20 protein-coding genes are annotated in these 24,337 nt (G+C 74.2%); 12 read left to right on the top strand and 8 right to left on the bottom strand.

Going from position 1 to position 24,337, the window contains the following annotated elements; translation table 11 throughout:
* Positions 1–56 precede the first annotated feature (56 nt).
* The 3 genes from murJ to BMW62_RS10790 are packed head-to-tail and all read right to left on the bottom strand — an operon-like array spanning position 57 to position 4,977.
* Positions 57–2,114, bottom strand: coding sequence for a murein biosynthesis integral membrane protein MurJ (murJ, locus tag BMW62_RS10800; protein ID WP_280138639.1), 2,058 nt, complete (start codon positions 2,112–2,114; stop codon positions 57–59).
* Positions 2,111–4,504 (bottom strand): DUF6049 family protein, encoded by a 2,394-nt coding sequence (locus tag BMW62_RS10795; protein ID WP_091930861.1) that lies wholly within the window; start codon positions 4,502–4,504, stop codon positions 2,111–2,113. Before BMW62_RS10795 ends, murJ begins: the two co-directional genes overlap by 4 nt.
* A complete protein-coding gene (locus BMW62_RS10790; RefSeq protein ID WP_091930860.1) occupies positions 4,501–4,977 on the bottom strand; it encodes an NUDIX hydrolase in 477 nt (158 codons plus the stop codon). The genes BMW62_RS10795 and BMW62_RS10790 overlap by 4 nt, the downstream gene beginning before the upstream one ends.
* A 203-nt stretch (positions 4,978–5,180) precedes the next feature.
* Between BMW62_RS10790 and BMW62_RS10785 the strand changes: the two genes are divergently transcribed.
* Both BMW62_RS10785 and BMW62_RS10780 read left to right on the top strand, forming a co-directional pair.
* Positions 5,181–6,668 (top strand): CCA tRNA nucleotidyltransferase, encoded by a 1,488-nt coding sequence (locus tag BMW62_RS10785; RefSeq protein ID WP_091930955.1) that lies wholly within the window; start codon positions 5,181–5,183, stop codon positions 6,666–6,668.
* Between the two features lie 49 nt (positions 6,669–6,717).
* Positions 6,718–7,683, top strand: a complete 966-nt coding sequence (locus BMW62_RS10780) for a matrixin family metalloprotease (RefSeq protein WP_091930859.1) — start codon at positions 6,718–6,720, stop codon at positions 7,681–7,683.
* Positions 7,684–7,695: 12 nt separating this feature from the next.
* Here the strand turns inward: BMW62_RS10780 and BMW62_RS10775 are convergent, their stop codons facing one another.
* Positions 7,696–8,967 (bottom strand): MFS transporter, encoded by a 1,272-nt coding sequence (locus BMW62_RS10775; protein ID WP_091930858.1) that lies wholly within the window; start codon positions 8,965–8,967, stop codon positions 7,696–7,698.
* Between the two features lie 101 nt (positions 8,968–9,068).
* Here BMW62_RS10775 and BMW62_RS10770 point away from each other — a divergent pair, with 101 nt between their 5' ends.
* Positions 9,069–9,722 (top strand): YqgE/AlgH family protein, encoded by a 654-nt coding sequence (locus tag BMW62_RS10770; protein ID WP_244523962.1) that lies wholly within the window; start codon positions 9,069–9,071, stop codon positions 9,720–9,722.
* Between the two features lie 126 nt (positions 9,723–9,848).
* Here the strand turns inward: BMW62_RS10770 and BMW62_RS10765 are convergent, their stop codons facing one another.
* The 3 genes from BMW62_RS10765 to BMW62_RS10755 all read right to left on the bottom strand — a co-directional run bounded on the left by BMW62_RS10765 (position 9,849) and on the right by BMW62_RS10755 (position 12,536).
* A complete protein-coding gene (locus tag BMW62_RS10765; protein WP_091930856.1) occupies positions 9,849–10,604 on the bottom strand; it encodes a hypothetical protein in 756 nt (251 codons plus the stop codon).
* 120 nt (positions 10,605–10,724) lie between these two features.
* Positions 10,725–11,804, bottom strand: coding sequence for an inositol-3-phosphate synthase (locus BMW62_RS10760; protein ID WP_091930855.1), 1,080 nt, complete (start codon positions 11,802–11,804; stop codon positions 10,725–10,727).
* A 111-nt stretch (positions 11,805–11,915) separates the two neighbouring features.
* A complete protein-coding gene (locus tag BMW62_RS10755) occupies positions 11,916–12,536 on the bottom strand; it encodes a PadR family transcriptional regulator (protein ID WP_211435084.1) in 621 nt (206 codons plus the stop codon).
* 157 nt (positions 12,537–12,693) lie between these two features.
* Between BMW62_RS10755 and BMW62_RS10750 the strand changes: the two genes are divergently transcribed.
* The 3 genes from BMW62_RS10750 (at position 12,694) to BMW62_RS10740 (ending at position 17,239) form a co-directional block, all read left to right on the top strand.
* Entirely contained in the window at positions 12,694–13,110 is a 417-nt protein-coding gene (locus BMW62_RS10750) for a DUF5318 family protein (RefSeq protein ID WP_091930954.1), read from the top strand.
* A gap of 142 nt (positions 13,111–13,252) precedes the next feature.
* Positions 13,253–15,715: a transglycosylase domain-containing protein gene (locus BMW62_RS10745; protein ID WP_244523961.1), complete on the top strand. Its 2,463-nt coding sequence runs from the start codon at positions 13,253–13,255 to the stop codon at positions 15,713–15,715.
* 114 nt (positions 15,716–15,829) lie between these two features.
* Entirely contained in the window at positions 15,830–17,239 is a 1,410-nt protein-coding gene (locus BMW62_RS10740) for a glycosyltransferase family 87 protein (RefSeq protein ID WP_244523960.1), read from the top strand.
* Here the strand turns inward: BMW62_RS10740 and BMW62_RS10735 are convergent.
* Entirely contained in the window at positions 17,219–18,031 is an 813-nt protein-coding gene (locus BMW62_RS10735) for a deoxyribonuclease IV (RefSeq protein WP_091930952.1), read from the bottom strand. The genes BMW62_RS10740 and BMW62_RS10735 overlap by 21 nt on opposite strands.
* Positions 18,032–18,155: 124 nt before the next feature.
* Between BMW62_RS10735 and BMW62_RS10730 the strand changes: the two genes are divergently transcribed.
* The 6 genes from BMW62_RS10730 to dnaB all read left to right on the top strand — a co-directional run bounded on the left by BMW62_RS10730 (position 18,156) and on the right by dnaB (position 24,334).
* Entirely contained in the window at positions 18,156–19,175 is a 1,020-nt protein-coding gene (locus BMW62_RS10730; protein ID WP_091930853.1) for a hypothetical protein, read from the top strand.
* Between the two features lie 203 nt (positions 19,176–19,378).
* Positions 19,379–19,666: a 30S ribosomal protein S6 gene (gene rpsF / locus BMW62_RS10725; protein WP_091930951.1), complete on the top strand. Its 288-nt coding sequence runs from the start codon at positions 19,379–19,381 to the stop codon at positions 19,664–19,666.
* 2 nt (positions 19,667–19,668) lie between these two features.
* Positions 19,669–20,139, top strand: a complete 471-nt coding sequence (locus BMW62_RS10720) for a single-stranded DNA-binding protein (protein WP_091930852.1) — start codon at positions 19,669–19,671, stop codon at positions 20,137–20,139.
* Between the two features lie 99 nt (positions 20,140–20,238).
* On the top strand, positions 20,239–20,475 hold the full coding sequence (gene rpsR / locus BMW62_RS10715) for a 30S ribosomal protein S18 (protein ID WP_014378671.1): 237 nt from the start codon (positions 20,239–20,241) through the stop codon (positions 20,473–20,475).
* Between the two features lie 11 nt (positions 20,476–20,486).
* A complete protein-coding gene (gene rplI / locus BMW62_RS10710; protein ID WP_091930950.1) occupies positions 20,487–20,933 on the top strand; it encodes a 50S ribosomal protein L9 in 447 nt (148 codons plus the stop codon).
* Between the two features lie 785 nt (positions 20,934–21,718).
* The gene (gene dnaB, locus BMW62_RS10705; protein WP_091930851.1) at positions 21,719–24,334 is read left to right on the top strand and encodes a replicative DNA helicase; all 2,616 of its coding nucleotides are present in this window, start codon (positions 21,719–21,721) and stop codon (positions 24,332–24,334) included.
* The last annotated feature ends 3 nt before the right edge of the window (positions 24,335–24,337 follow it).

Below are 24,337 nucleotides of genomic sequence, written 5' to 3'. Positions count from 1 at the left end.
CTCCGGCCGCCGAGGCGGACGCTCCGGCACGGTCGGCCCTCCTGGCCGGCCCCCGGTCACCTGCGCCCCAGCCGGGCCCGCAGCGCAGCGACGGGCTCCCGGACCTCCGGAACGCGGGCCACCACCAGACCGGTCAGTGCGACGCCGCCGACGACCACGGTACCGATGACGACTTCGGCGAGCGAGCCTGCCGTCGAGCGTCCGCCCAGGTCGCCGGTCACGATCCGGACAAGACCGCCGGCCAGCCCCGCGACGACCGCGACGGCGGCGATGCGGACCAGGGGCCCGAAGGTCTCGCGGGTGCGGAGCCCACCGAGCCGGCGGCGCAGCGCCAGGTCGCCGATGACCCACCCGGCGACGTAGGTGAGGCTGGTGGCGAGCATCAGCCCGGCCACCACCAGCTCGGGCTCGACGACCACGGGGACGAGCAGGAGCAGCGGTACCCGGACGGCGACCATGCCGAGCTGGATGAGCGTCGGGGTGCGGGCGTCCTTCATCGCGTAGAAGACCCGCAGCTGCAGCAGCGTCACCGCCATCGGCAGCAGACCGAACGCCCCGACGGCCAGCGCCGTGCCGATGGCCTGCGCCTCGTCGGCCGACGTGTTGCCCCAGGCGAGGAGCAGGACGCCCAGGGGCGGGCCGAGGACGGTCAGCGCGGCGGTGACCGGCAGCAGCCCGAGCGCCGAGAGGCGGGTGCCGAGGGACAGGTCCTGGGCCACGCCCGGCACGTCGGACCGGGCGGCGGCGCGGCTCATCCGCGGGACGAGGGCGGTCAGCAGCGCGACGCCGATGACCCCGTAGGGCATCTGGAAGAGCAGGCTGGCGGATTGGAACGCCGTCGACCCCAGACCGCCGCTCCGCTGCGCCTCGTTGGCGATCCGCAACGCGAACAGGACGCCGACCTGGCTCACGGCCACGTAGCCGATCACCCAGAGCCCGAGGCCGCCGGCCTCGCGCAGCCCGGTGTCGCGGATCCCCCAGCGGGGCCGCAGCGGGACGCCCGCGCGGCGCAGGTACGGAACCAGGACCATCGCCTGCACCGCGATGCCCAGCACCGTGCCCACACCGAGGAGCCAGACGAGGCCCGGCTCGAGAGTGGCCGGCTGGAGCGGACCGGGTCCGCTCGCGGCGAAGAACACGAGGCCGGTGGCGATGACCACGACGTTGTTGAGCACCGGGGCCCAGGCGGGCGGGCCGAACACACCACGGGAGTTGAGCACCGCTTGCGCGAAGGCGCCGAACCCGTAGAACACGATCTCCACGAGCAGGATGCGGGCCAGCCAGTTCGCCAGGCGGTACTGCTCCGGGTCCTCGGCCAGGCCGTAGAGGGCGGTCAGCGCGGGGGCGGCGAGCACCGCCAGCACGGTCATGACGGCCAGCCCGGCCATCGCGAAGGTGGCCAGCCGCTGCGCGTAACCGACGCCGTCGTCCCGGTCCCGCTCCTGCGCGTGCACCAGCAGCGGCACGATCACCGAGGTCAGGACGCCCCCGAGCAGCAGCTCGTACACGATGTTCGGCAGCGTGTTCGCGGTGTTGTAGGCGTCGGCGACCAGCCCGACGCCGAGCGCGGCGAGCAGCACCATCGTGCGGAGCAGCCCGGTGATCCGGGAGACCAGCGTCGCGACCGCCATGGTGCCGGCGGCGCGCAGGATGCCCCCGCTGGCGCCCGGTGCCCCCTCGCGGAGCTCGGTCTCCTCCTCGGTCTCCTGCTCGGCGCGGGGCACCGGCGGCAGGAGCGGCATGGGGAAGACCTGGGTGTCGTCCGCGGCCGGCACCCAGCGGTGCCGCAGCGGCGGCAGCGGCGGCACGGGGGCGGCCGGACGCGCCGGCCGGGCGGGCGAGACGGGTGGCAGCCGGGGTGCCGACGGCGGGGGCACGGCGCCGTCGACGGTGGCCTCGGCGGGCCCGCCCTCGGCGGTGGGGGGCGCGGCGAAGACGGCGTCGCTCGGCGGGGTGGCCAGGTAGGGGGCCGGCGGCAGCGGCGTGGGCGAGCCCCAGCTGCGGCGGCCCGGTGCCGGCCGGGCGGGCGGCGGGGGCGGGGGCAGCGGGCGGGGACGCTCGCCGTCCGCCGCGACGTCGGGACGGTCGCCGGTGGTGCCGGGCCGGTCGCTCACACCGGGCTCCGGGTGGGCGCGGGGGAGAGGGCCGGGGACGACGGGCCGGCGCCGGCGTCGCCCGCCGCGGTGCTCCGGCGCCGCCGGATCAGGAAGTGCACGAGGCGGCGCAGGAACAGCAGCGCGAGCAGCGAGGCGGCGCCGATCGTGATGGACAGGGAGATCGGCCCGTAGGCGGTGCTCTTCACCTGCATCTCGACCCTGTCGCCCAGCGGGCTGCCCGCGGGGGTCGTCACCTGCGCGGTCACGGTGAAGCCACCGGAGCGGCGCAGCTCGGTGGGCACCTGGAGGGTGGTGCGCTGCTCGGGCGCGAGCGTCTGCACCCCGATGTCGCCGACGGCGAGCCCGCCGTTGGCCGGGGGGTCGACCCGCAGCCGGACGTCCACGGGGAACGGCAGCGGGTTGTCCACCGTCAGCACCAGCGGGGCATCGCTGGAGGCAAGGCTGTAGGTGCCGTCGGCCGGCGCGACGACGGTGACCCGTTCCTGCAAACGGTCCATCGTGGCCCGCGCGTCGAGGGCGGCGGCCACGAACTCCTCGGGGTCGTCGCGGCGGAGCACGGAGGAGGCGCGGGCGATGCCGGCGTCGTAGGGCTGGAGCGCCAGGTCGGCGTCCGCGGGGATCGCGTCGGCGAGCTCCTCCCGGGCGGCGACCGCTTCGCCGAGGACCGCCAGCCCGGCCGGGTCGAGCGCGGTCTCCTCGCCGGGGGCGGCGAGCGTCCCGGCGTCGGCCGGCGGTGCGGCACCGAGGTCGGTCACGCTGCCGGGCTGGAGCCAGGGCAGGCCGGCCGTGTCGGCGATCATCGCGCCGGCCCCCTCCAGCTCCGCCTCGAGGTCGCGGGGTGGAGCCACCAGCACCGTCTGCTCGCTCCCCGGCGGGGCCTGCAGGGTCAGGGCGGCCAACTCCGCGAGGTAGCGCTGCTCGGCGATGCGGGGCCCGCCCTGCACGACCTCGGCGGCGCCGACGACGGCGCTCAGCGTCGGGTCGGCCACGAGCACGTCCAGCGCCCCGTCACCGACCGGCACCGAGCTGCGGGCGACGGCGTCCGAGCCGTCCAGGCCCACGGCGGAATCGCCGTCGGTGAGCGCACCGCTGCCCAGGACGACCTGGTCGATGCCCCCGGCGCGCAGCGTGCCGAGGGTCGCGGCGTCGTAGGACCCGTCCGGGGACCAGGCCAGGTCGGTGATGGGGGTGACGTCCAGGACGTCGGCGATTATCTCCGCCCCGGCACCGGTGGCGGCCGCCGGCTCGGGTGGCGGGGTCGCCCCGTCGACGGCCGGGGCCTCGGTGACCGGCGGCGGACCCGGCGGGTCCTGCGCCGTGCCGTCCGGGGTCCCGGGCAGGCTGCGGGTGAGAACGGCGGGCATCCCGGCGGCCTGCAGCCCGTCGGCGTCGACGTCGCCGTAGGGCAGCGCCACGACCGGGCGGGTGGCCACCACCGCGCGCAGCCGGTCGAGGTACGCCCGCGCCGCCTCGGTGCCCGTCCCGGCGCCGGCGACCCCGTCGACGGCGTAGGGCCCGGCGGCCATGCGGGCCAGCTCCTCCACGAGGGCGGGGTCGATGGCCAGCGTGACCGGCAGCGGTGCGGCGGGCGGCGCACCCGGCTCGGCCCCGGGCTGGCCACCGGGCAGCCGCTCCACCACGGCCAGCGCGCGGTCGAGCCGGCCGCCCTCGCTCACGGCCTCGGCGAGCCCGTCGTCGACGAAGTCGCCGGAGGCGTCGCGGTGGCTGGGCTCGGACAGCGGCCACAGCCAGGCCACCGTCGTCCGCGAGGAGGGCACGACCGGCTGCTGGACCAGGAAGGTGGCCAGTTCGCCGACCCGGCGCTCCTGGTCGCCGTCGACGGTGCCGTTGACGTTGAACAGCACCGGGTACACGCCGTCCTGCTCCAGGCGCAGCTCGGCGGAGTCGATCGTGTAGCTGAACTCCACGCTGCCGCCGGGGGCGAGCGCGCCGGGCAAGGCGGCGAAGGGCGGCTGCACGGTGGTCGCGGGGTCGGGGTCGCTGACGGCGTCGGCCAAATCGGGCCGCGCGGTGAGGACGTCGCCGCGCTGCAGCCGGGCGGTCAGGCCGGTGATGAGGTCCGGCCCGGTGTTGGTCAGCGTGCCGGTGACCGTGATCAGTGCGCCCGGCGTGACCGTGCGGGGTTCGAAGCGGGCCACGTCGATGCGCACCGGCCGGTCGGCGGAGGTGGTGGTCCCGTCCGGTGCGGTCGGTGCGGGTGCCGCGGCCGCCGGGGCGAGGACGGTCGCCGGCGCGAGGAGCGGCCCGCCGAGCACGAGGGCGCCCGACAGCAGCGGGACGAGCGCGACCGCGCGCCGGACGGTGCCCTGCCGGGCGGTAGCGGCGGCGGGGCGGCCACCGGCTCGGGTGGCAGCCGGCCGGGTCACGCGCTGTCGGCCAGGAGTCCGGGGGCGCGCTCGACCAGGGCACGCTCGTCGGCGTACGCCAGCCGGGTGCTGAGCTCCTCCAGCGGCACCCAGGCGACCTCGGTGACCTCGACGTCGGCGTCGGAGAGGGCACCGCCGACCGCGCGCAGGAGGAAGTGGTGCACGGTCTTGTGCACGCGGCGGCCCTCGGCGACGAACCAGAAGTCGATGATCCCCAGCGGTGCGACGACCTCGCCGATGATGCCGGTCTCCTCCGCGACCTCGCGGACGGCGGTGTCCTCGGGCGTCTCGCCCGCCTCGATGTGCCCCTTGGGCAGCGACCAGAGGAGGCGACCGCGGCGATCGGTGCGGCCGATCAGGGCGGCACGGGGCCCGGTCACGCCGTCGTCGGCCACCACCAGGCCCCCGGCGGAGGTCTCGTCGACCCGGCGCAGCCGGCGGCCCGGGCGCCCTCGCCCGCCCGTCCCAGCCATGTCAGGAGGGTAGCGCGCGCCCGGCGACAGCCCCGGGAGCATCGCAGGGAGCGCCAGCGAACGAGGAGCGGACCGGAGCGCGGGGATGATGATCAGGTCACCTGGTCGTCAGGGGTGCGGTGAGCCAGGACGCGGGCAGCCGGCCGGACCGGGACGCGGAGCCCGACCGGGTCATTCCTCCGCCCGCACTACGCTGGCTCGTCGTGTCCGCCACCCCGCCGAGCCGACCCGAGCCGGAGCCGGTGCCCCCGGCCGTCCAGGAGACCGTCCGCAAGCTGGTGGACGTCTCCCCCGTGCTCATCGAGCTCGGGCAGCGGTTCGCCGCCGCCGGCTTCGAGGCCCACCTGGTCGGGGGCTCGGTGCGCGACGCCCTGCTCGCCGCGGCCGCCGGGGGTCCGGGCGTCCCCGGGGACCTCGACGTCACCACGGACGCCCGTCCGGAGCAGGTGCTGGAGGTGCTGCGCGGCTGGGCCCGTTCCACGTGGAACACCGGCATCGCCTTCGGCACCGTGGGCGCCGACCTCGGCGGGATGCGCGTCGAGATCACCACCTTCCGGGCCGACCGGTACGACCGCACCTCCCGCAACCCCGAGGTCGCGTGGGGGAACTCGCTCACCGACGACCTGGCCCGGCGGGACTTCACCGTGAACGCGATGGCCGTGTCCCTCGGGCCGGACCGCGCGGTGACCGATCCCTTCGGCGGGCTGGGCGACCTGCTGGCGAAGCGGTTGCGCACCCCCGCCCCCGCCGTCGAGTCCTTCGCCGACGACCCGCTGCGCATGCTCCGCGCCGTCCGGTTCGTCGCCCAGATCGGCCTGGCGCCGGACGAGGAGGTCCTCGCCGCGATGTCCTCCCTCGCCGGCGAGCTGGCCCGGATCACCCCCGAACGCGTCCAGGCGGAGCTGTCCAAGACGCTGCTGCAGGACGCCCCGCGCGCGGCGCTGGAGCTGTTCACCTCGACCGGCCTGGCCGACGTGGTGCTCCCGGAGCTGTCGGCGCTCCGGATGGAGATCGACGAGCACCACCAGCACAAGGACGTCTACGCCCACTCGCTGACGGTCCTCGACCAGGCCATCGACCTGGAGAAGGCGGACTCGGAGGCGGGGTCGCCGGATCTCGTGCTCCGGCTGGCCGCGCTGCTGCACGACATCGGCAAGCCCGCGACCCGCCGGCACGAGCCGCGCGGCCGGGTGTCGTTCCACCACCACGAGATCGTCGGCGCCAAGCTGGTGCGCAAGCGCCTGACCGCGCTCCGCTACCCGAAGGACGTGGTCGAGGCGGTCGCGCGGCTCACCTTCCTGCACCTGCGCTTCCACGGCTACGGGGACGGGCAGTGGACCGACTCCGCCGTCCGCCGGTACGTCACCGACGCCGGTGACCTGCTCCCCCGGCTGCACAAGCTCGTACGGTCGGACTCGACCACCCGCAACAAGCGGCGGGCCGCGGCGCTGTCGGCGACCTACGACTCGCTCGAGCAGCGGATCGCCGAGCTGGGCGCGCAGGAGGACCTGGCGCGGGTTCGCCCCGACCTGGACGGCAACGCCATCATGGAGCTCCTGGGTCTGGGTCCAGGCCCCGAGGTCGGTGCCGCCTGGCGGTTCCTCAAGGACCTGCGGCTCGAACGGGGGCCGCTGGAGCGCGACGACGCCGAGGCCGCGCTGCGGGCGTGGTGGGCCGCCCGCCAGGGCTGACCACCCGGACGGAGCGGGCCGGCTCCAGGAGGGGGACGACGGTGCCGACATGACCGGTGTGCGCCCGGAGCCCCCCGAAGACACCGTCCGGCTGCCCGTGTCCGCGTCCGGCCGGACCCCGCAGTGGCTGCTCGACGAGCTCGCCGGCGCCCCCGGTCCCGCGTCGTCCGCACCCCTGCCCGCCCCCCGGCGCGGGCGCCGCGGCCGGTGGGGGGTCCCGCTCGTCGTCGCGGCCGTGGTGGGCGGCGCGGTCCTCGCCGATCCCCCGGCGTGGCCGTGGGCGGAGGCGCCGGCCGCACCCGGTGCGGCCGCCCCACTGTCCCCCGCCGTCCCCGCGCGGCCCACGGACCGGCCGACCCCCTCGGGCGCGGCGACGCCCCTGGGCCGCCCCCCGCTGCCCCCGGCGGTCGCCGGGTCGTACGCCTACGCGGCGCTGCAGGAGGACGGTGTGACCCCGGTCGCCTACGACCCCTGCCGCGAGATCCGCTACGTGCTCCGCCCCGACGCCGCACCCCCGGGCACCGAGGCGCTGGTGCACGAGGCCGTGGCGCGGATCGGTGCGGAGACCGGCCTCCGGTTCGTCTACGACGGCCCCACCGACGAGCCCATGGGCGGGGAGCGCGCCCCGTTCCAGCCCGACCGCTACGGGGACCGCTGGGCACCCGTGCTCATCGGCTGGCAGACCGAGGCCGAGGACCCCACGCTCGCCGGCGACGTCGTCGGGGCGGCGGGGAGCACCGCGGTCTCCCTCGGCGACGGCCCGCGCGTCTACGTGACCGGCACGGTCACCCTGGACGCCGGCCAGGCGCCGGACCTGCTGGCCGAGCCCGGCGGCGCGACCGCCCTCCGCTCGGTGCTCCTGCACGAGCTCGGGCACCTGGTCGGGCTCTCGCACGTGGACGACGACCGGGAGCTCATGTACCCGGAGGCCCGGCGCGCCGTCCCCGACTTCGCCGACGGCGACCGCACCGGTCTCACCGCGCTCGGCCAGGGGCCCTGCGTGCCCGAGCTCTGAGCCCCGGACGGCTCAGCGGCGTCTCATGCGCGCGTGCAGCAGCGCGGTAGCGACGTAGCCCACGCCCACGACGGCGAGCGCCGGCCGCGAGACCCCCGACTCCGGCAGTGCGAACGCCCCGGCCACCAGCGCGGCGACGAAGCCGACGTTGACGAGGGTGTCGTACACGGAGAAGACCCGGCCCCGGTGGTCGTCGTCGATCGACTCCTGCAGCGTGGCGTCGACGCAGATCTTGACGCCCTGGCCCAGCAGGCCGAGGACGAAGCCGGCCAGCACGGCGGCCGGGGGCTGCAGCAGCAGGCCGAGCGCGGCCTGGAGCAGCCCGCCGACGGTCAGCAGGAGGCCGATCCAGCGCACCGTGCCGATGCGGCGCACGACCGGTGGCGTCACGGCGGCGGCGGTGAGCGTGCCCGCGGCGATCGCCGCGACCACCTGACCGAGCCCCACCAGCCCGCCGGGGAAGGCACCCGTCCCGTCGACGAACGTGTTGCGGTAGAGCAGCAGCGTCATCAGCGTGAGCAGGCCGAACCAGATGCGGTGCAGCCCGATGGCGGTGAGCGCGGCGGCGACCGGCGGGTGCGCCCAGGCGTGGCGGGCCCCGGCGGCCATCCCGGCCACCACCTCCCGTGCCGGCAACCGCGCGGTGCGGGCGACGTGGTCGGGCCCCAGGTATGCGCGCGTGAACCCGGCGACGACCGCCGCGGCCGCGAGGTAGGGCAGGGCGGAGGACAGGGCCACCGCGCCGTACCCGGCGTCGTCGGACCCGGTCAGCTGCAGCAGCGCCAGCGCGGCACCGCCCCCCACCACCGCGGCGACGGCGCCCGCCGTCGTCGACAGGGCGTTCGCCGTCACCAGCGAGGACTCCTCGGTGGTGTGCGGCAGCCCGGCGGACAGCGCGGCCAGCACGAACCGGTTGACCGAGAAGACGGCGAGCCCGGCGACGTAGAAGCCCGGCCCCTGCACGCCCGCCACCACGAGTGCGGCCACCACGGCCACGAGCCCCGCGCGCAGCACGTTGGCTCGCAGCAGGACCTGGCGCCGGCTCCAGCGGTCCAGCCAGACGCCGGCGAAGGGCCCGACGACGGAGTACGGCAGCAGCAGGACGGCGAAGCCCGCGGCGACGTCGACCGGGTCGGCGGCGCGCTGCGGGTTGAACAGCACCGTGCCGGCCAGCGCGGCCTGGAAGACGCCGTCGCCGAACTGCGACAGCAGCCGGGTGCCGAGCAGCCGGCGGAAGTCCCGGCGCTCGAGGAGGCCGCGCACCGTCGTCCCCGCCCCGGCCACGCGCGTCACCCTACGAGCAGCAGCCGCCGTCCCTCCTCCCGCGCGCGCCGGGGGCACTGCCCCGGGCGCCGAGGTGGGGCACACTGGGGAGGATGTCGTCGGTGCCTCCCCCGCCCGAGCCCGAATCCGGTCCGCCCGCGCGGCCCGCGACCGGCCGCCGTCGCGCCGGTGCGGTCCCCCCGCTGTCGGTCGGCTCCCTCGACGACGTGCGGGCCGGCGCCCTCCTCGTGGCGATGCCGGCGCTGACCGAACCCACGTTCGCCGGCGCGGTGGTCTACGTCCTCGACCACTCCGACACCGGCACGCTGGGCGTGGTGCTGGGGCAGCCCAGCCAGGTCGAGATCCGCGACGTGCTGCCCGGGTGGTGCGACCTGGCGGTGGAGCCGGGGGTCTTCCACGTCGGCGGGCCGTGCGAGACCGACACGGCGCTCTGCCTGGCGACGGCGTCGGCCGAGGCTGCGGTCCCCGGTCTGCGCCCCGTGGCCGGCGACGTGCACCTGGTCGACCTCGACGGGGACCCGGACGCGCTTGCCGGGCGGCTGTCGGGCCTGCGGGTCTTCGCCGGCTACGCGGGCTGGTCACCCGGGCAGCTGGTCGGGGAGCTCGCCGAGGGCGCGTGGGCCTGCGTGCCGAGCCGCCCCGGCGACGTGCTCAGCGCCCTCTCCGGTCTCGAGCTCTGGCGCCGGGTGATGGGCCGGCAGCGCGGTCGCCTGGCGGTCCTCTCGAGCGCGACAGCGGACCCCACCGCCAACTGACGTCCCTCGCGGCACGTGTCGGGCAGCGCGATCCGGCGTCGTCTGGTAGGAATTGACCCGGGAAGGGGCGGTCTGGGGAAGAGGCCGCCCCTTCCCGCTTCTCCGCCGGCGGTGACGTCCCCCGCCCTAGATGCCGAACGCCTCCGCGATCTCCGGGTGGTCCGCGGCTTCGGCCGTCTCCTCCGCCGTCGGCAGCGCGAGCCGGCGGGTCCCGTGCTCGGCCAGCGTCACCGTCACCTCCACGCCGCCCAGCGGGGTCCGGTACTGCACCAGCGTGCGGTCGGAGTCGTCGATCGCGACCGTGCGCTCGTCGCGGAGCCGGTAGACCGTGGCCGGGCGGCCGTCGACGGCCTGCTCCCCCTGCCAGCGGTACGGGCCGTCCAGGAACGCCGCTGGCCGGTCGGGTCGCTCCGCGGCGAGGTTCTGCAGCACCTGTACCAGGACGTCGAGCAGCGGCGGCTCCCCTTCCCCGGACGACAGCGTCCGGCGCAGGTACGCCGCCTCCGGCGCCCCGTCGGCGGCGAGCGCCTCGGCCAGCCCCGGCACGTCACCGGCCCAGAGGTCGTCGCGGTCGAAGAAGAGGGTGCGGGTGTCCCGGTCCTCGCTGCCGACCACGGTGACCGCCTGGGCCTGGCCGACCTGGCGGCGGAAGTCGATCTGACCGGTGAGCGTGAGCACCGCCTCGTCGGCGAAGGGGACGGTGACGACGAAGTCCGCGCCGCCCTCTTCGTGGTTGAGGTGCAGCAGCTCGGCGAGGACGGCGGCGTCGTCCTCCGTGACCGGTTCACCGGGCTGCCGCTGGTCGTCGGTGCAGCCGGCCAGCAGCAGCAGGCTCAGCCCGGCCGCGCCCACCCGGAGCACGAGCTGGCGGCGGGCACGCATGCGTGCAGCGTATGCAGCCGGTCGCCCCGGACCGGCGATGACGCGGCGCGGGCATAGGAGGCTTTACCTACGTCCTGGCCCCCAGGGACGTAGGTAAAGCCTCCTATGCCCGGTGAGGCCTCAGCGCTCGAGGTCGCCGCGGATGAAGGCCTCGACGGCGTCGCGGGCCTCGCTGTCGCTGTACTGCACCGGCGGGCTCTTCATGAAGTACGAGGACGCCGACAGGATCGGGCCGCCGATGCCGCGGTCCTTGGCGATCTTCGCGGCGCGGACGGCGTCGATGATGATGCCGGCCGAGTTCGGCGAGTCCCAGACCTCGAGCTTGTACTCCAGGTTCAGCGGGACGTCGCCGAACGCGCGACCTTCCAGCCGGACGTAGGCCCACTTGCGGTCGCTCAGCCACGGCACGTGGTCCGAGGGGCCGATGTGCACGTTGCCCGCGCCCATGTCCCGGTCCACCTGGCTGGTGACGGCCTGGGTCTTGGAGATCTTCTTGGACTCCAGGCGCTCGCGCTCGAGCATGTTCTTGAAGTCCATGTTGCCGCCGACGTTCAGCTGCATCGTGCGGTCCAGCTGCACGCCGCGGTCCTCGAACAGCTTGGCGAGCACCCGGTGGGTGATCGTGGCGCCGACCTGGCTCTTGATGTCGTCACCCACGATCGGCACGCCGGCGGCGGTGAACCTGTCCGCCCACTCCTTGGTGCCGGCGATGAAGACCGGGAGGGCGTTGACGAAGCCGACACCGGCGTCGATCGCGGCCTGCGCGTAGAACTCGGCGGCCTGCTGCGAGCCCACGGGCAGGTAGCAGACGAGGACGTCGGCACCCGACTGGCGCAGAGCGGCGACGACGTCGACCGGCTGCTCGTCGGACTCCTCGACCATCTCGCGGTAGTACTTGCCCAGGCCGTCGAGGGTGGTCCCGCGCTGCACGGTCACGCCCAGCGGCGGGACGTCGCAGATGGAGATCGTGTTGTTCTCGCTGGCGACGATGGCCTCGGAGAGGTCGCGGCCGACCTTCTTGGCGTCCACGTCGAACGCGGCGACGAACTCGATGTCGGACACGTGGTACTCGCCGAAGCGGACATGCATCAGGCCCGGGACGGACGTGGTCTCGTCGGCGTCGCGGTAGTAGTGCACGCCCTGCACGAGCGAGGCGGCGCAGTTACCGACGCCGACGATGGCGACCTTGACTGACCCCATGACTCTCCTTACTCCTGGACCGTGGTGGTCCGCTGGGCCCGGACCGGTGGTGGTCCGTTGCTGTCTCGGGCGGGCTGGCCCGCCGGTCGTGCTGGTGGTGCGTGACCGTTGCTAGGTCGGTACGCGCTGCGCGGCGGCCGGCCCGTCGTCCTCGCCCGCGCGGGGTGCCGGCCGGTCGCCGGACTCCGCCCGTTCGCTGTCGATGAGCTCGGAGAGCCAGCGGACCTCCCGGTCCACCGACTCCAGGCCGTGGCGCTGCAGTTCGAGCGTGTAGCGATCGAGCCGTTCGCGGGTCCGCGCCAGTGAGGACCGCAACCCTTCGCGCTGCCGTTCCACGGTGCGCCGGCGGCCCTCGAGGATCCGCAGCCGCACGTCGCGCGCCGTGTGCCGGAAGAAGGCCAGGCGGACCCCGAAGAGCCCGCCGTCGTCGTAGGCCTCCGGGCCGGTCTGGCTGACCAGCTCGTGGAAGCGCTCCTTGCCCTCTGCGGTGATCGTGTAGACCACCTTCCCGCGCCGGCCGGTCAGCGGCGGTGCATCGGCCGGCAGCAGGGCACGCGGTGCGGGCTCGTCGGTGGAGATGAGCCCGGCCGCCTGCATCCGTCGCAGCGCGGGGTACAGCGATCCGTAGGAGATGCTGCGCAGCCCGCCGAGCACCGCGGCGAGCTGCTTGCGCAGCTCGTACCCGTGCATCGGCGCCTGGTGCAGCAGGCCGAGGATGGCGAACTCGAGCACGTCGCCCTCCTCGGTCGCACCTGCAGTCGATGTATCGGCACGATACATCGACCGTTCTGCAGGCTCCACCCGGAGGCGTGGGGCGGGTGGGTCTCCCGGGGCGGGTACCGTGCTCGGTCACCCCACGGACCAGGGCCTGGTGCGTACATTGGCCGCCGTGCCCGGACGTCGTTCCGTCGTGGACTACTCGCTGCAGCGGCGAGCCGTCCTCGCGGGAGTACATGCGGGCCGCACCGGGTTGTTCGAGGTGTGCGACGCCAGCCCGTACCTCTCGCGGGCGGCGAAGTACCACGGAGAGCCGACCGACGCCGCCTGCCCGGTCTGCCGACGTGAGCACCTCACCCTGGTGAACTACGTGTACGGCGAGCACCTCGGGCCGGTGGCCGGCCAGGCCAAGACCGAGGCCGAGCTCGCCCGCATGGACGCCGCCCAGGACGAGTTCTCGGTGTACCGGGTCGAGGTGTGCCGCGGCTGCGGCTGGAACCACCTGGACTGCTCGTACGTCCTCGGTGTCGAGCCCGAGCCGGGGCGCAAGCCCCGCCGCAGCCGGCACCGGGCCGCTCCCGAGCGGTGACGGACCGGCCGGTCACCGGCCCCCACCGTGCCACCGGGCCCGCGACGGAGCGGGCCCTCTCCGCTGCCACAGCTGAAGACGAACCGCTGCGTCCGGGCAGGTGCCCGGCGTCGACCATGACAGTCCAGGAAGGGGTGTGCTCGTGCCCAGCCACGACGAGACCTCGCCCGTCGCTCCGCGTGCCGGCTCGGTGCGCCGCCCGCCGGCCGCCCGTACCCGCAGCACCGGGGGCGGAGGCGGCACCGGGCGTCCCCCGGCGGGCGGGCGCCCGTCGGGCGGCGCGCGGCCGCCCGCCCGCGGCGGCACCACGGCCTCGCGCGGCGGGACCACGGCCTCTCGCGGCGGCTCCGGCCGTCCGTCGGGCCGACCGGCATCCGCGAAGGGCAAGGCCGGGCGCAGCGGGAAGCAGCGCCGCGCACGGCGGCTGAAGATCACCGCCGCGATCATGGGCGGGCTGCTCGCCCTGATGTGCGTCTTCGTCGGCGTCGTCTACGCCAGCACCGAGGTGCCGAGCCCCGACTCGGTCTCGACCAAGCAGACCACGGTCATCTACTACTCCGACGGCGTGACGGAGATGGCGCGGCTCGGTGACGAGAACCGCACCAACGTGCCGCTGGCGGAGATCAGCGAGCCGGCGCAGCGAGCCGTGCTCGCCGCGGAGAACCGCAGCTTCTACTCCGACCCGGGCATCTCCTTCACCGGCATCGTGCGCGCTGCGTGGAACAACCTCACCGGTGGTTCCACGCAGGGTGGCTCGACCATCACGCAGCAGTACGTGAAGAACGCCTTCCTGACGCACGACCAGACGTTCAGCCGCAAGTTCCAGGAGCTGTTCCTGGCGATCAAGCTGGACAACAACTTCTCGAAGGAGCAGATCCTCGAGAACTACCTGAACACCATCTACTACGGCCGCGGTGCCTACGGCATCGAGGCCGCAGCGAACACCTACTTCGGCATCCCGGCCGCGGAGCTCACCGCGCAGCAGGCCGCCGTCCTGGCCGTCCTCATCCGGAGCCCCTCCAACTACGACCCGGAGACCAACCCCGAGGGCGCGCAGGACCGCTGGGGCCTGGTGCTCGACGCGATGGTCGAGGAGGGCTGGCTGACGACGGAGGAGCGGGCCGCCTCGGTGTACCCGCCGGTGCTGCCCAAGACCGACTCCACGCTCGGCATGCCCCAGGGCCCCGAGGGCCACATCGTCCGGCAGGTCACCCAGGAGCTGCAGGAGCGGTACCGGTACGACGAGCAGCAGGTCAACGCCGGTGGCCTGCAGGTCACGACCACCATCAGCAAGCCGGCGCAGGACGCCGCCGTCGCCGCCGTCCAGGAGGTCACGGGACCGCCCGAGCCGCAGGAGCTGCGGGAGGCCCTGGTCGCCGTCGACCCGCGCACCGGCGCGGTCGTCGCCTACTACGGCGGCGAGAACGGGGTCGGCACCGACTACGCGCAGGCCAAGCGCCAGCCCGGGTCGTCGGTCAAGCCCTACGTCCTGGCCACGGCCCTGGAGCAGGGCATCGGCATCCAGGCCCGCCGCGACGGCAGCGACGACCAGGAGTTCCCCGACCGGCCCGGCCTGCCGGTGACCAACTCCGGGGGCGCGAGCTGCCCGGCCTGCACGCTGACCGAGGCCATCACGCGCTCGCTCAACACCACGTTCTACGGCCTGGCCTACGAGGTCGGCCCCGAGAACGTGCGCGACACGATCCTCGCGGCCACGGGCCTGCCGGACACGTGGGGCGGCAGCGACTTCTTCGCGGGGAAGACGGTGCTGGCCAACTCCGACGGCCTCACCGGCTCGTCGATCGGCATCGGCGAGTACGAGCTGCGCCCGTTCGACCAGGCGCAGGGCTTCGCCACGCTCGCTGCCGACGGGGTCTTCCGCGACGCCCACTTCATCGGGAAGGTGACCGACGGCGAGGGCGCGGTGCTGGTGGACCAGACCGCCGCCGCAGGGGGTGAGCAGGTCCTCCCCGCCGACGTCGTCAACGACGTCACCGTCGCGCTCAAGGACGTCGCCTCCTACTCCCGCCGCGCGCTCGACGGCGGCCGCGAGGTCGCGAGCAAGACCGGCACCCAGGGGCAGGGGGAGAACAACTCCGACGCGTGGATGGTCGGGTACACGCCCTCCATCGCCACCGCGGTGTGGATGGGCAACGACTCCCCCAGCGACCCGATCGTCGACTCCCGCGGGCGGATCATCTACGGCTCGGGGCTGCCCGGTGCCATCTGGCAGCGCTTCATGGACACGGTGCTCGCCGGCACCCCGGAGGAGGACCTGCCCGACAAGCCGCTGATCAAGGGCGACACCGGGGAGGGCGTCGCGGCGCCGACGACCGAGGCGCCGCCGCCGGTGGAGACCCCGGCCGCGCCGTCGTCGCCCCCGAGTCCGTCCCGGCCGAGCTTCCCGGACCGGAACGGCAACGGCGTGGACGACCGCACCGAGCAGCCGCCGTTCCCGGACGAGAACAACGACGGCATCGACGACCGCACCCAGCGGCCGCCGTTCCCGGACGAGAACAACGACGGCATCGACGACCGCACCCAAGAGCCGCCAGACACGGAGCCGGGCACGCCCGGCCCCGTCGTCCCGCCACCGCTCGACTGACACGTCCCGCACACTGCTCGCATGAGCAGCTCGCCCACGGGCCCGTCCGCCACCGCGGACGGGCCCGTGCGCGTTCCACGTGGAACGCAGCCGCCGTCCGCCCCGGACCGCGTGGTGCCCTCCTGGACCGATCCGGTGGTCCGCCAGGCGAGCGAGGCCATCGGCGGACCGTGGGGCCGATTCGCCGTCACCGGCCGCGCCTTGTTCTGGACGCCGCTGCGGGTGTGCCTGCTCTTCGCCACGCTGGCGCTGGCGGTGGCGTGGGTGAAGCAGGCGCCGTGCGCCGACGGCGACTGGGCGGGTTCCGTCCAGTACACGCACTTCTGCTACTCGGACACGGTGCCGCTGTTCGGCCTGCACGGCCTGGACGACGGCGCCGTCCCCTACCTGGACTCCGCCGTCGAGTACCCGGTGCTCACCGGGGCCTTCATGGCCCTGGCCGCCACGGTCTCCGCCGGCTACGACCGGGTGGCGACGGCCTCGGGCCCGCTCCCCGAGGTCGCCCCGGTGCTCAGCTACTACGTCGTGACGTGCCTGCTGCTGACGGTCTGCGCGCTGCTCGTGGTCCGGGCCACCCTGGCCCTGGCCGGACGCCGCCCCTGGGACGCGGCGATGATCGGGCTGTCCCCGCTGCTGGTGGTGCACGCCTTCACGAACTGGGACCTCCTCGCCGTCGCCCTGGCCACCCTGGGCATGTGGGCGTGGGCGCGCCACCGCCCGGTGCTCGCGGGCGTGCTGCTGGGTCTCGGCGTCGCCGCCAAGCTCTACCCGGCGTTCCTGCTCGCCGCGCTCCTGCTGCTGTGCCTGCGGGCCGGGCGGCTCCGCCTCTGGGCCCGGACCGCGGCGGCGGCGGCGCTCGCCTGGGCCGCGGTCGACGTGCCCGTCGCGGTGCTGGCGCCGGAGAACTGGTCCCGCTTCTTCACGCTCAACCGCACGCGGCCGGCCGACCCCGACTCGCTCTGGAACCTCGCGCAGCACGTGGCCGGGAACGGGTGGCTGGACGGGCCGCTGGCCGAGGGGCAGACGCCCACGGTGCTCAACGCCGCCGTCGCCGTCGTGCTGCTGACGGGGCTCGCCGCGGTGGCCTGGCTGACGCTGGCCGCACCCGTCCGGCCGCGCCTCGCCCAGATCGCCTTCCTGCTGGTCGCCGTCTTCCTGCTCACCAACAAGGTGTGGAGCCCGCAGTACTCGCTGTGGCTGCTCCCGCTGGCGGTGCTCGCCCGGCCGCGGTGGCGCTCGCTGCTGGCCTGGCAGGCCACCGAGGCGCTGCTGTGGGTGCCGCGCCTGCTCTGGTACCTGGGCACCGAGAACCGCGGCGTCGACGTCGAGTGGTTCTTCCTGGCCGTGACGCTCCGCGACGCCGCTGTCGTCGTCCTGATGGCCCTGGTGGTGCGGGACGTGCTGGACCCCGACCGCGACGTCGTGCGCACCAGCTGGCGGGGCGTGGACGACCCGGCCGGCGGGCCCCTGGAACACGCCCCCGACCGGTGGGCGCTCCGCCGGTCAGCCGATCGCCTCGCGTAGCAGCGCGATCTCCGCCGCGTGGCTCGCGGCGTCCCCCGGCGTCTCCAGGACGACGGGGCAGCCGGCGGCCCGCGCCACCTCCACCAGCAGCCCGGCGGGCATCTCGCCACCGGCCAGGGGTGCGTGCCGGTCGCGCCCCGAGCCCGCGGGGTCGCGGCTGTTGTTGAGGTGCACCAGGTCGATCCGGCCGGTGATGGCCCGGACGGCGTCGACGACGGCGCCCAGGTCCCAGCCGGCGGCCCAGCCGTGGCAGGTGTCCAGCACGAAGCCGGCGCCGAACTCGCCGATCGCGTCCCACAGCCGGCCGAGCGCGTCGAGGTCGCGGGCCATCGCGTTGCCGCCGCCCGCCGTGTTCTCGACGAGGACGGGCACGGGGAAGCCGCCCTGCTCGGCCTGGCGGGCGAAGGTCTTGCGCCAGTTGTCCACGCCGACCGCCGGGTCGTCGCCGGCCAGGACGTGCCCGCCGTGCACCACCAGGCCCCGGGCCCCCACGTCCGCCGCGGCCCCGGCGTGCGCGCCCAGCAGCTTGCGGCTGGGGATGCGGATGCGGTTGTTCGTCGTCGCCACGTTCAGGACGTAGGGGGCGTGGACGTAGACGGCGACGCCGGAGCCGCGCAGCTCCGCGGCGTCGGGCCGGGGTCGCGGGGCCTTCCAACCCTGGGGGTCGGCGAGGAAGACCTGCACGGCGTCGGCGTCCACCTCGGCCGCCCGCGCCAGCGGGCCGCCGCGGTCGGGCTCGCCGTCGTCGGTGAGGCCGGCACCCACGTGTACGCCGATCGGGTGACTGCCCATGCTGATCTCCGGTTCGTCGACGATTTCCAGGTGTGCCCGTATCGCCGAGGTCACATCATCGTTGAGGCTGTGACGGGGGTTACTCGCCGGTACAGCTGTGACGTCGACGTGGAGGTAGCAGAACATGGCAACGGGTCGCATCCGACGCTCGGCCCGCCGGGGCGTCGCCGTCGCCCTCCTGGGCTGGCTCGGCATCACCGCGGCGTCGGTGACGGCGACCCCTGCCGCGAGCGCCGCCCCGACGGCGACCGTGCCGATCCGCGACCTCACCCAGCTGATCGTGTCGATCGACGAGGGCGGCGCGGTCACCTTCGTCAACGAGCTCCAGGACAGGACGCTCCAGGTCGGGGGTGGTGGGCTGCTGCCCTCGCTGGTCAGCGTCACGGCCAGCACCGAGGTCACCCTCACCGTCCCGTCGGGGCAGCGGACGCTGGCCCCCGGCGCGAGCGTCACCGAGCGGTTCGACCGCAGCTGCGTCACCGGCTGCTGGCTGACCTTCACCTACTCGATGACGTCCGGTGCGGCGCTCACCCAGCCGCTGATCGACGCCACCACCGCGCTCCTGCCACCCCTCCCCCGGCCGCAGCCCCTCGTGGTGAACACGCTCCTGCCGCTGCCGAACGTGCCCGGGGTCAACCTGCCCCAGCTGCCACCGGTGACGCTGCCGGCCACCCCGCCCTCGGCCACCCCGCCGCCCGCACCGGCGCCGGAGGCCCCGCAGCCGCCGACGACCGCGCAGCCCCCGGCCCAGGCCGGCCCCGCGCCGCAGGACGTGCCGGGCGACCAGTACACCTACGAGACCGGGTCCGGTGGGGCCGCGCAGCTCCTCCCCGGGGCGCGGGCCGCGGCGGCGGCGTTCGACCCGTCCCGCTTCGTGCTCCCCGGCCTGACGGGCAGCAGCGCCGACGGCGGCGGCTCGGGCGGCGTGACGGGGACCTACGACGGCGCCGCCGTCCCCGAGTTCGGCCAGCTCGCCGGCCTGAGCACGCCGGCTCCGGGCGGCGAGGACGCCGGCCAGGTCGTCTCCGCCACCGGGGCGCGGCCGGTCACCCTGCCCGTCGCGGCGCTGGCCGCCGTCGTCGCGCTGGCCGCGGTCACCGCAGCCCTGGTCCGCACCGCGCAGGCGGCCCGCGGGTCCCGCTGAGCGCGGCGCCCGCCCAGGGTCCCGTCGCGGGCCTGCGAGGGGTGGGGTCCTTCCCCCGTCCGGGCAGCGCCTGGCCCGCCGGTCCCGGCCGCTGGTAGCCTGGGTTCGCGCGTTCCGGCTCCTGCCGGGGCGCGCGACGCGTGTACGACCCTCCTGCTGCAGATTCCCTGCAGCCGCGAAGACCAGAGGAGGTGGGGTTCTCCGTGCGTCACTACGAACTGATGGTCATTCTCGACCCCGACCTGGAGGAGCGCACGATCGCGCCCTCGCTCGAGCGGTTCCTGACCGTCGTCACCAACTCCGGTGGCACCGTCAAGACCGAGATCTGGGGCCGTCGCCGCATGGCCTACGAGATCAAGAAGCACGTCGAGGGCATCTACGCCGTCGTCGACATCCAGGCCGAGCCCGCCGCGGTGGCCGAGCTCGACCGGCAGCTGAACCTCAACGAGTCGGTGCTGCGCACGAAGCTGATGCGGCCCGAGGTCCACTGACCATGGCCGGCGAGACCGTCATCACCGTCATCGGTAACCTGACCGCCGATCCGGAGCTGCGCTTCACGCCGTCGGGCGCTGCCGTCGCGAACTTCACCGTGGCCTCCACGCCGCGGACCTTCGACCGCCAGTCGCAGGAGTGGAAGGACGGCGAGGCGCTGTTCCTCCGCTGCAACGTCTGGCGGCAGGCCGCGGAGAACGTGGCCGAGTCGCTGACGCGTGGCTCGCGGGTAATCGTCAGCGGTCGCCTGAAGCAGCGCTCCTTCGAGACGAAGGAGGGCGAGAAGCGCACCGTCGTCGAGCTCGAGGTCGACGAGATCGGCCCCTCGCTGCGCTACGCCACGGCCAAGGTCACCCGCGCCTCGCGCGGTGAGGGTGGCGGCGGCTTCGGTGGCGGTGGCGGCGGCGGCGGCGGTGGCGCGAGCGACCCGTGGTCGACTCCCGCCGGCCCGTCGGACGAGCCGCCCTTCTAAGAGGACCCTCCTGCCCCCCACGCCTCGCTTCGCTCGGCGTGGGCCTCTGCAGGAGGGCCACCCCAGGTCACCCACGCACTTCCCTCACTGGAGATATCAGTGCCCAAGCCCCCTGTTCGCAAGCCCAAGAAGAAGGTCTGCCAGTTCTGCAAGGACAAGGCGACCTACGTCGACTACAAGGACACGACCCTGCTGCGGAAGTTCATCTCCGACCGCGGCAAGATCCGTGCCCGCCGCGTCAGCGGCAACTGCAGCCAGCACCAGCGGGACGTCGCCACGGCCGTGAAGAACAGCCGTGAGATGGCCCTGCTGCCCTACACCTCGACGGCGCGCTGATCATGAGCACGATGAAGCTGATCCTGACGCAGGAGGTCACCGGTCTCGGGTCCTCCGGCGACACCGTGGAGGTCAAGGGCGGCTACGGCCGCAACTACCTCCTGCCGCGCGGGCTGGCGATCGTCGCCACCCGGGGCGCGCAGAAGCAGGTCGAGTCGCTGCGCCGGGCGCGTGCCGCCCGCGAGGTGGCCTCGCACGAGGAGGCGCAGACCCTCGCCGGCCGCGTGTCCGGGCTGACCGTCCAGGTGCCGGCCCGCGCCGGTGACGGCGGTCGTCTGTTCGGCCGGGTCACCACCGCCGACGTCGCCGCGGCCGTCACGGCTGCCGGCGGCCCGGAGCTCGACCGTCGCCGGATCGAGCTGCCCAGCAGCATCAAGACCACGGGCCAGCACACCGTCACGGTGCGGGTGCACCCGGAGGTCACCGCCCAGCTGACCATCGAGGTCGTCGCAGGCTGATCGAAGGCCCCCGTCCTCCTCACCCCTCGCACGCTCGGGGTGAGCCTCGGGACGGGGCCGTGCTCACGAGGGGCGTCGGACGCGAGTCCGGCGCCCCTCGTGGCGTCTCCGGGCCGGCCGCCGGCCGCTGTCCCGGCCCTCCGATCCCCGGGCCGGTCGCTGGGCCCTGTCGCTCCCCCTGCCCCAGGCCGGCCGCTGCGCCTCGTGGTTCCTCCTGCCGCCGTGCGGGCGGTGCCGGGCCCCCCGCAGACGGGTGGAGCACTCTCCGCGTCGCCCAGGCCCGCTGAGGGGCCGCGCCGCGCCCCGCGGTCTCCATGCGCGACCGCGTGACGCCGACCCGCCGGGCTGCCCGATCGCGGCCTCCACTCCGCCGAACCACCACCGTCGGCGACCGACGGCGGACCGCTGTGACTCGTGGTGCGTCGCCCGGAAGTTTCTTCCGAAGTTTTCTCCGTCCACACCCCGTGGGAGGAGTCCGTGCAGGTCAGCCGCGGTGGTCCGCACGACGTGCGGTGGCTGTCCCCCGACTCGTCCACATGTCGACACGCCTCCGTCCACCGACTTGTCCACAAGTTGTGCAGATCGGTGTGCACACCGGTGGTGGACGCGGCCCGCTGAGCTTCCTAACGTCCTCTCCGCCACCGAGCAGACGACGCGAATGTCGGTCCCCTCCGGTAGGCAGGAGCCGAACAGGTGTTCGGCAAGGCGCCGTCCGCCGAGCTCGCGTACTTCCCCTGCGCGCGGTGGTGATGCGGGCGCGCCCGCAAGGAGATGGAGGTACCCCCGTGGCGGTGGCCGACGAGTTCAGCCGACCGTCCGTGACGGCGCCGGAGTACGACCGGCAGCCGCCTCAGGACGTCGCGGCGGAGCAGTCGGTGCTCGGCGGCATGCTGCTGAGCAAGGACGCGATCGCCGACGTCGTGGAGGTCTTGCACGGCAACGACTTCTACCGGCCGGCGCACCAGGTGATTTTCGACTGCATCCTGGACCTCTACGGGCGGGGTGAGCCGGCGGACGCGATCACCGTCGCCGCGGAGCTCAACCGGACCGACCAGCTGTCCAAGATGGGCGGCGCGGTCTACCTGCACACGCTCATCCAGTCCACGCCCACGGCGGCCAACGCGGGCTACTACGCCGCGATCGTCGCCGAGCAGGCGGTGCTGCGGCGCCTGGTGGAGGCCGGCACCCGGGTGGTGCAGCTCGGCTACGGTGCGGCCGGCGGCAAGGGCGACGTCGACGACATCGTCGACCGCGCCCAGCAGGAGATCTACGACGTCACCGAGAAGCGCATGAGCGAGGACTACTCGCGCCTCGAGGACGTGCTCCAGCCGACGATGGACGAGCTGGACGCGATTGCCTCCCGCGGTGGCACCGCCCGCGGCGTCCCCACCGGGATCCGCGATCTCGACGAGCTGACCAACGGCCTGCAGGCCGGTCAGATGGTCGTCATCGCGGCGCGGCCCGGTGTGGGCAAGGCTCTGGCGCTCGACACCCTCATCGCCACGCCATCGGGGTGGACCACCATGGGCGAGGTCCGCGTCGGCGACCAGGTCATGGGGTCCGACGGGCGCCCGACGACGGTCGTCGCGGCGACCGAGGTCATGGACGGGCGCCCCTGCTACGAGGTCCACTTCTCCGACGGCTCGGTGATCGTGGCCGACGCCGAGCACCAGTGGCTCACCGACACCCGGGCCAGCCGGAAGTCGGCCCAGGCGGCGGCAACCGGCTACAACGGCTACCGCAACCAGCGCACGTTCGCGGAGGTGCGGACGACCGAGGAGATCGCGCGCACCGTCCGATGCGCGACGAAGGACGCCCGTCTCAACCACTCGGTGCGCAACTGCCGGCCCCTGGACCTGTCGCCGGCCGATCTCCCCATCCCGCCGTACGCCCTCGGCGTGTGGCTGGGAGACGGCACCTCCGCGGCAGCGCAGTTCACCAGCGCGGACCCGGAGATCGCCGTCTACATCGAGGCCGAGGGGCTCGTGGCCCAGCCGACCGGGGCTGACCGTCGGTACTCGTTGCGGCTGCCGGCGCGGGTCTCCGCAGAGATGCGGAGCTGCCCGATGTGCGGCGAGCTCTTCCTGCCGCGCACGTCGCAGGTGCAGACCTGCGGCAAGACGTGCGGCGGTCGACTGCGCGCCAGCGGCGGCGTGGGCATCCAGGCCACGTGTCCCGACTGCGGTCGCCCCTCGAGCGGCCTGGCGCAGTGCCAGGGCTGCCGCGACGAGCACGGCACCGTGAAGGGCCTCCTGCGCACCCTGGGCGTGCTCGGCGACAAGCACATCCCGACGTCGTACCTCCGGGCGTCCGTCCCCCAGCGACGGGCGCTGCTGGCCGGCCTGCTCGACACCGACGGCACCGTCACACCGAGCGGGGCCGTCCAGTTCGCCGTCACCAACCGGCGGTTGGCCGAGGACGCCCGTGAACTCGTCGCGGGCCTCGGCCACCGGGTGAAGTTCAGCACCAAGCGGGTGCGTGGTCGGTCCGAGGCGTCGTCGACCTGCTACACGCTCACCTTCAGCACCGACGACGAGGTGTTCGCGCTCGAACGGAAGAAGCTCCTGCACAAGGAGCGGGGCGCACGCACGTTCACCGCCCGTGGTGTCCGTTTCATCACCGACGTCCGGCCGGTGGCCAGCGTGCCCGTGCGGTGCATCCAGGTCGATGCTGCGGACTCCCTGTTCCTCGCGGGCCGCAGCTTCATCCCGACGCACAACTCGACCCTGGGCCTGGACATCGCGCGCTCGGCCACCGTGAAGCACCAGATGCCCGCGGTGATCTTCTCGCTCGAGATGAGCAAGCACGAGATCACCATGCGTCTGCTCTCGGCCGAGGCCAAGGTGCCGCTGCACCACATGCGCGCCGGCACGCTCTCGGACGAGGACTGGGCGAAGCTCGCCCGCCGCATGGGCGAGGTGGCCGACGCCCCGCTGTACATCGACGACTCGCCGAACATGACGATGATGGAGATCCGAGCCAAGGCGCGGCGCCTCAAGCAGCGCAACGACCTCAAGCTCGTGGTCATCGACTACCTCCAGCTGATGACCTCGGGCAAGCGCGTCGAGAGCCGCCAGCAGGAGGTCTCGGAGTTCTCCCGTGCGCTGAAGCTGCTGGCGAAAGAACTGGAAGTTCCGGTCATTGCTATGAGTCAGCTGAATCGCGGTTCGGAACAACGGCAGGACAAGAAGCCGATGTTGTCCGACCTTCGCGAATCCGGCTCGATCGAACAAGATGCGGATATGGTCATGATGATTCACAGAGAAGATATGTACGAAAAGGAATCCCCGCGGGCCGGTGAGGCCGACATCATGCTGGTCAAGCACCGCAACGGCCCGACCGCCAACGTCACCGTCGCCTTCCAGGGCCACTACAGCCGCTTCGTCGACATGGCGAACTGACTT

The organism is Blastococcus sp. DSM 46786 (assembly GCF_900109665.1).
Classification (GTDB): domain Bacteria; phylum Actinomycetota; class Actinomycetes; order Mycobacteriales; family Geodermatophilaceae; genus Blastococcus; species Blastococcus carthaginiensis.
This window is presented reverse-complemented; position numbering and strand designations above follow the sequence as displayed.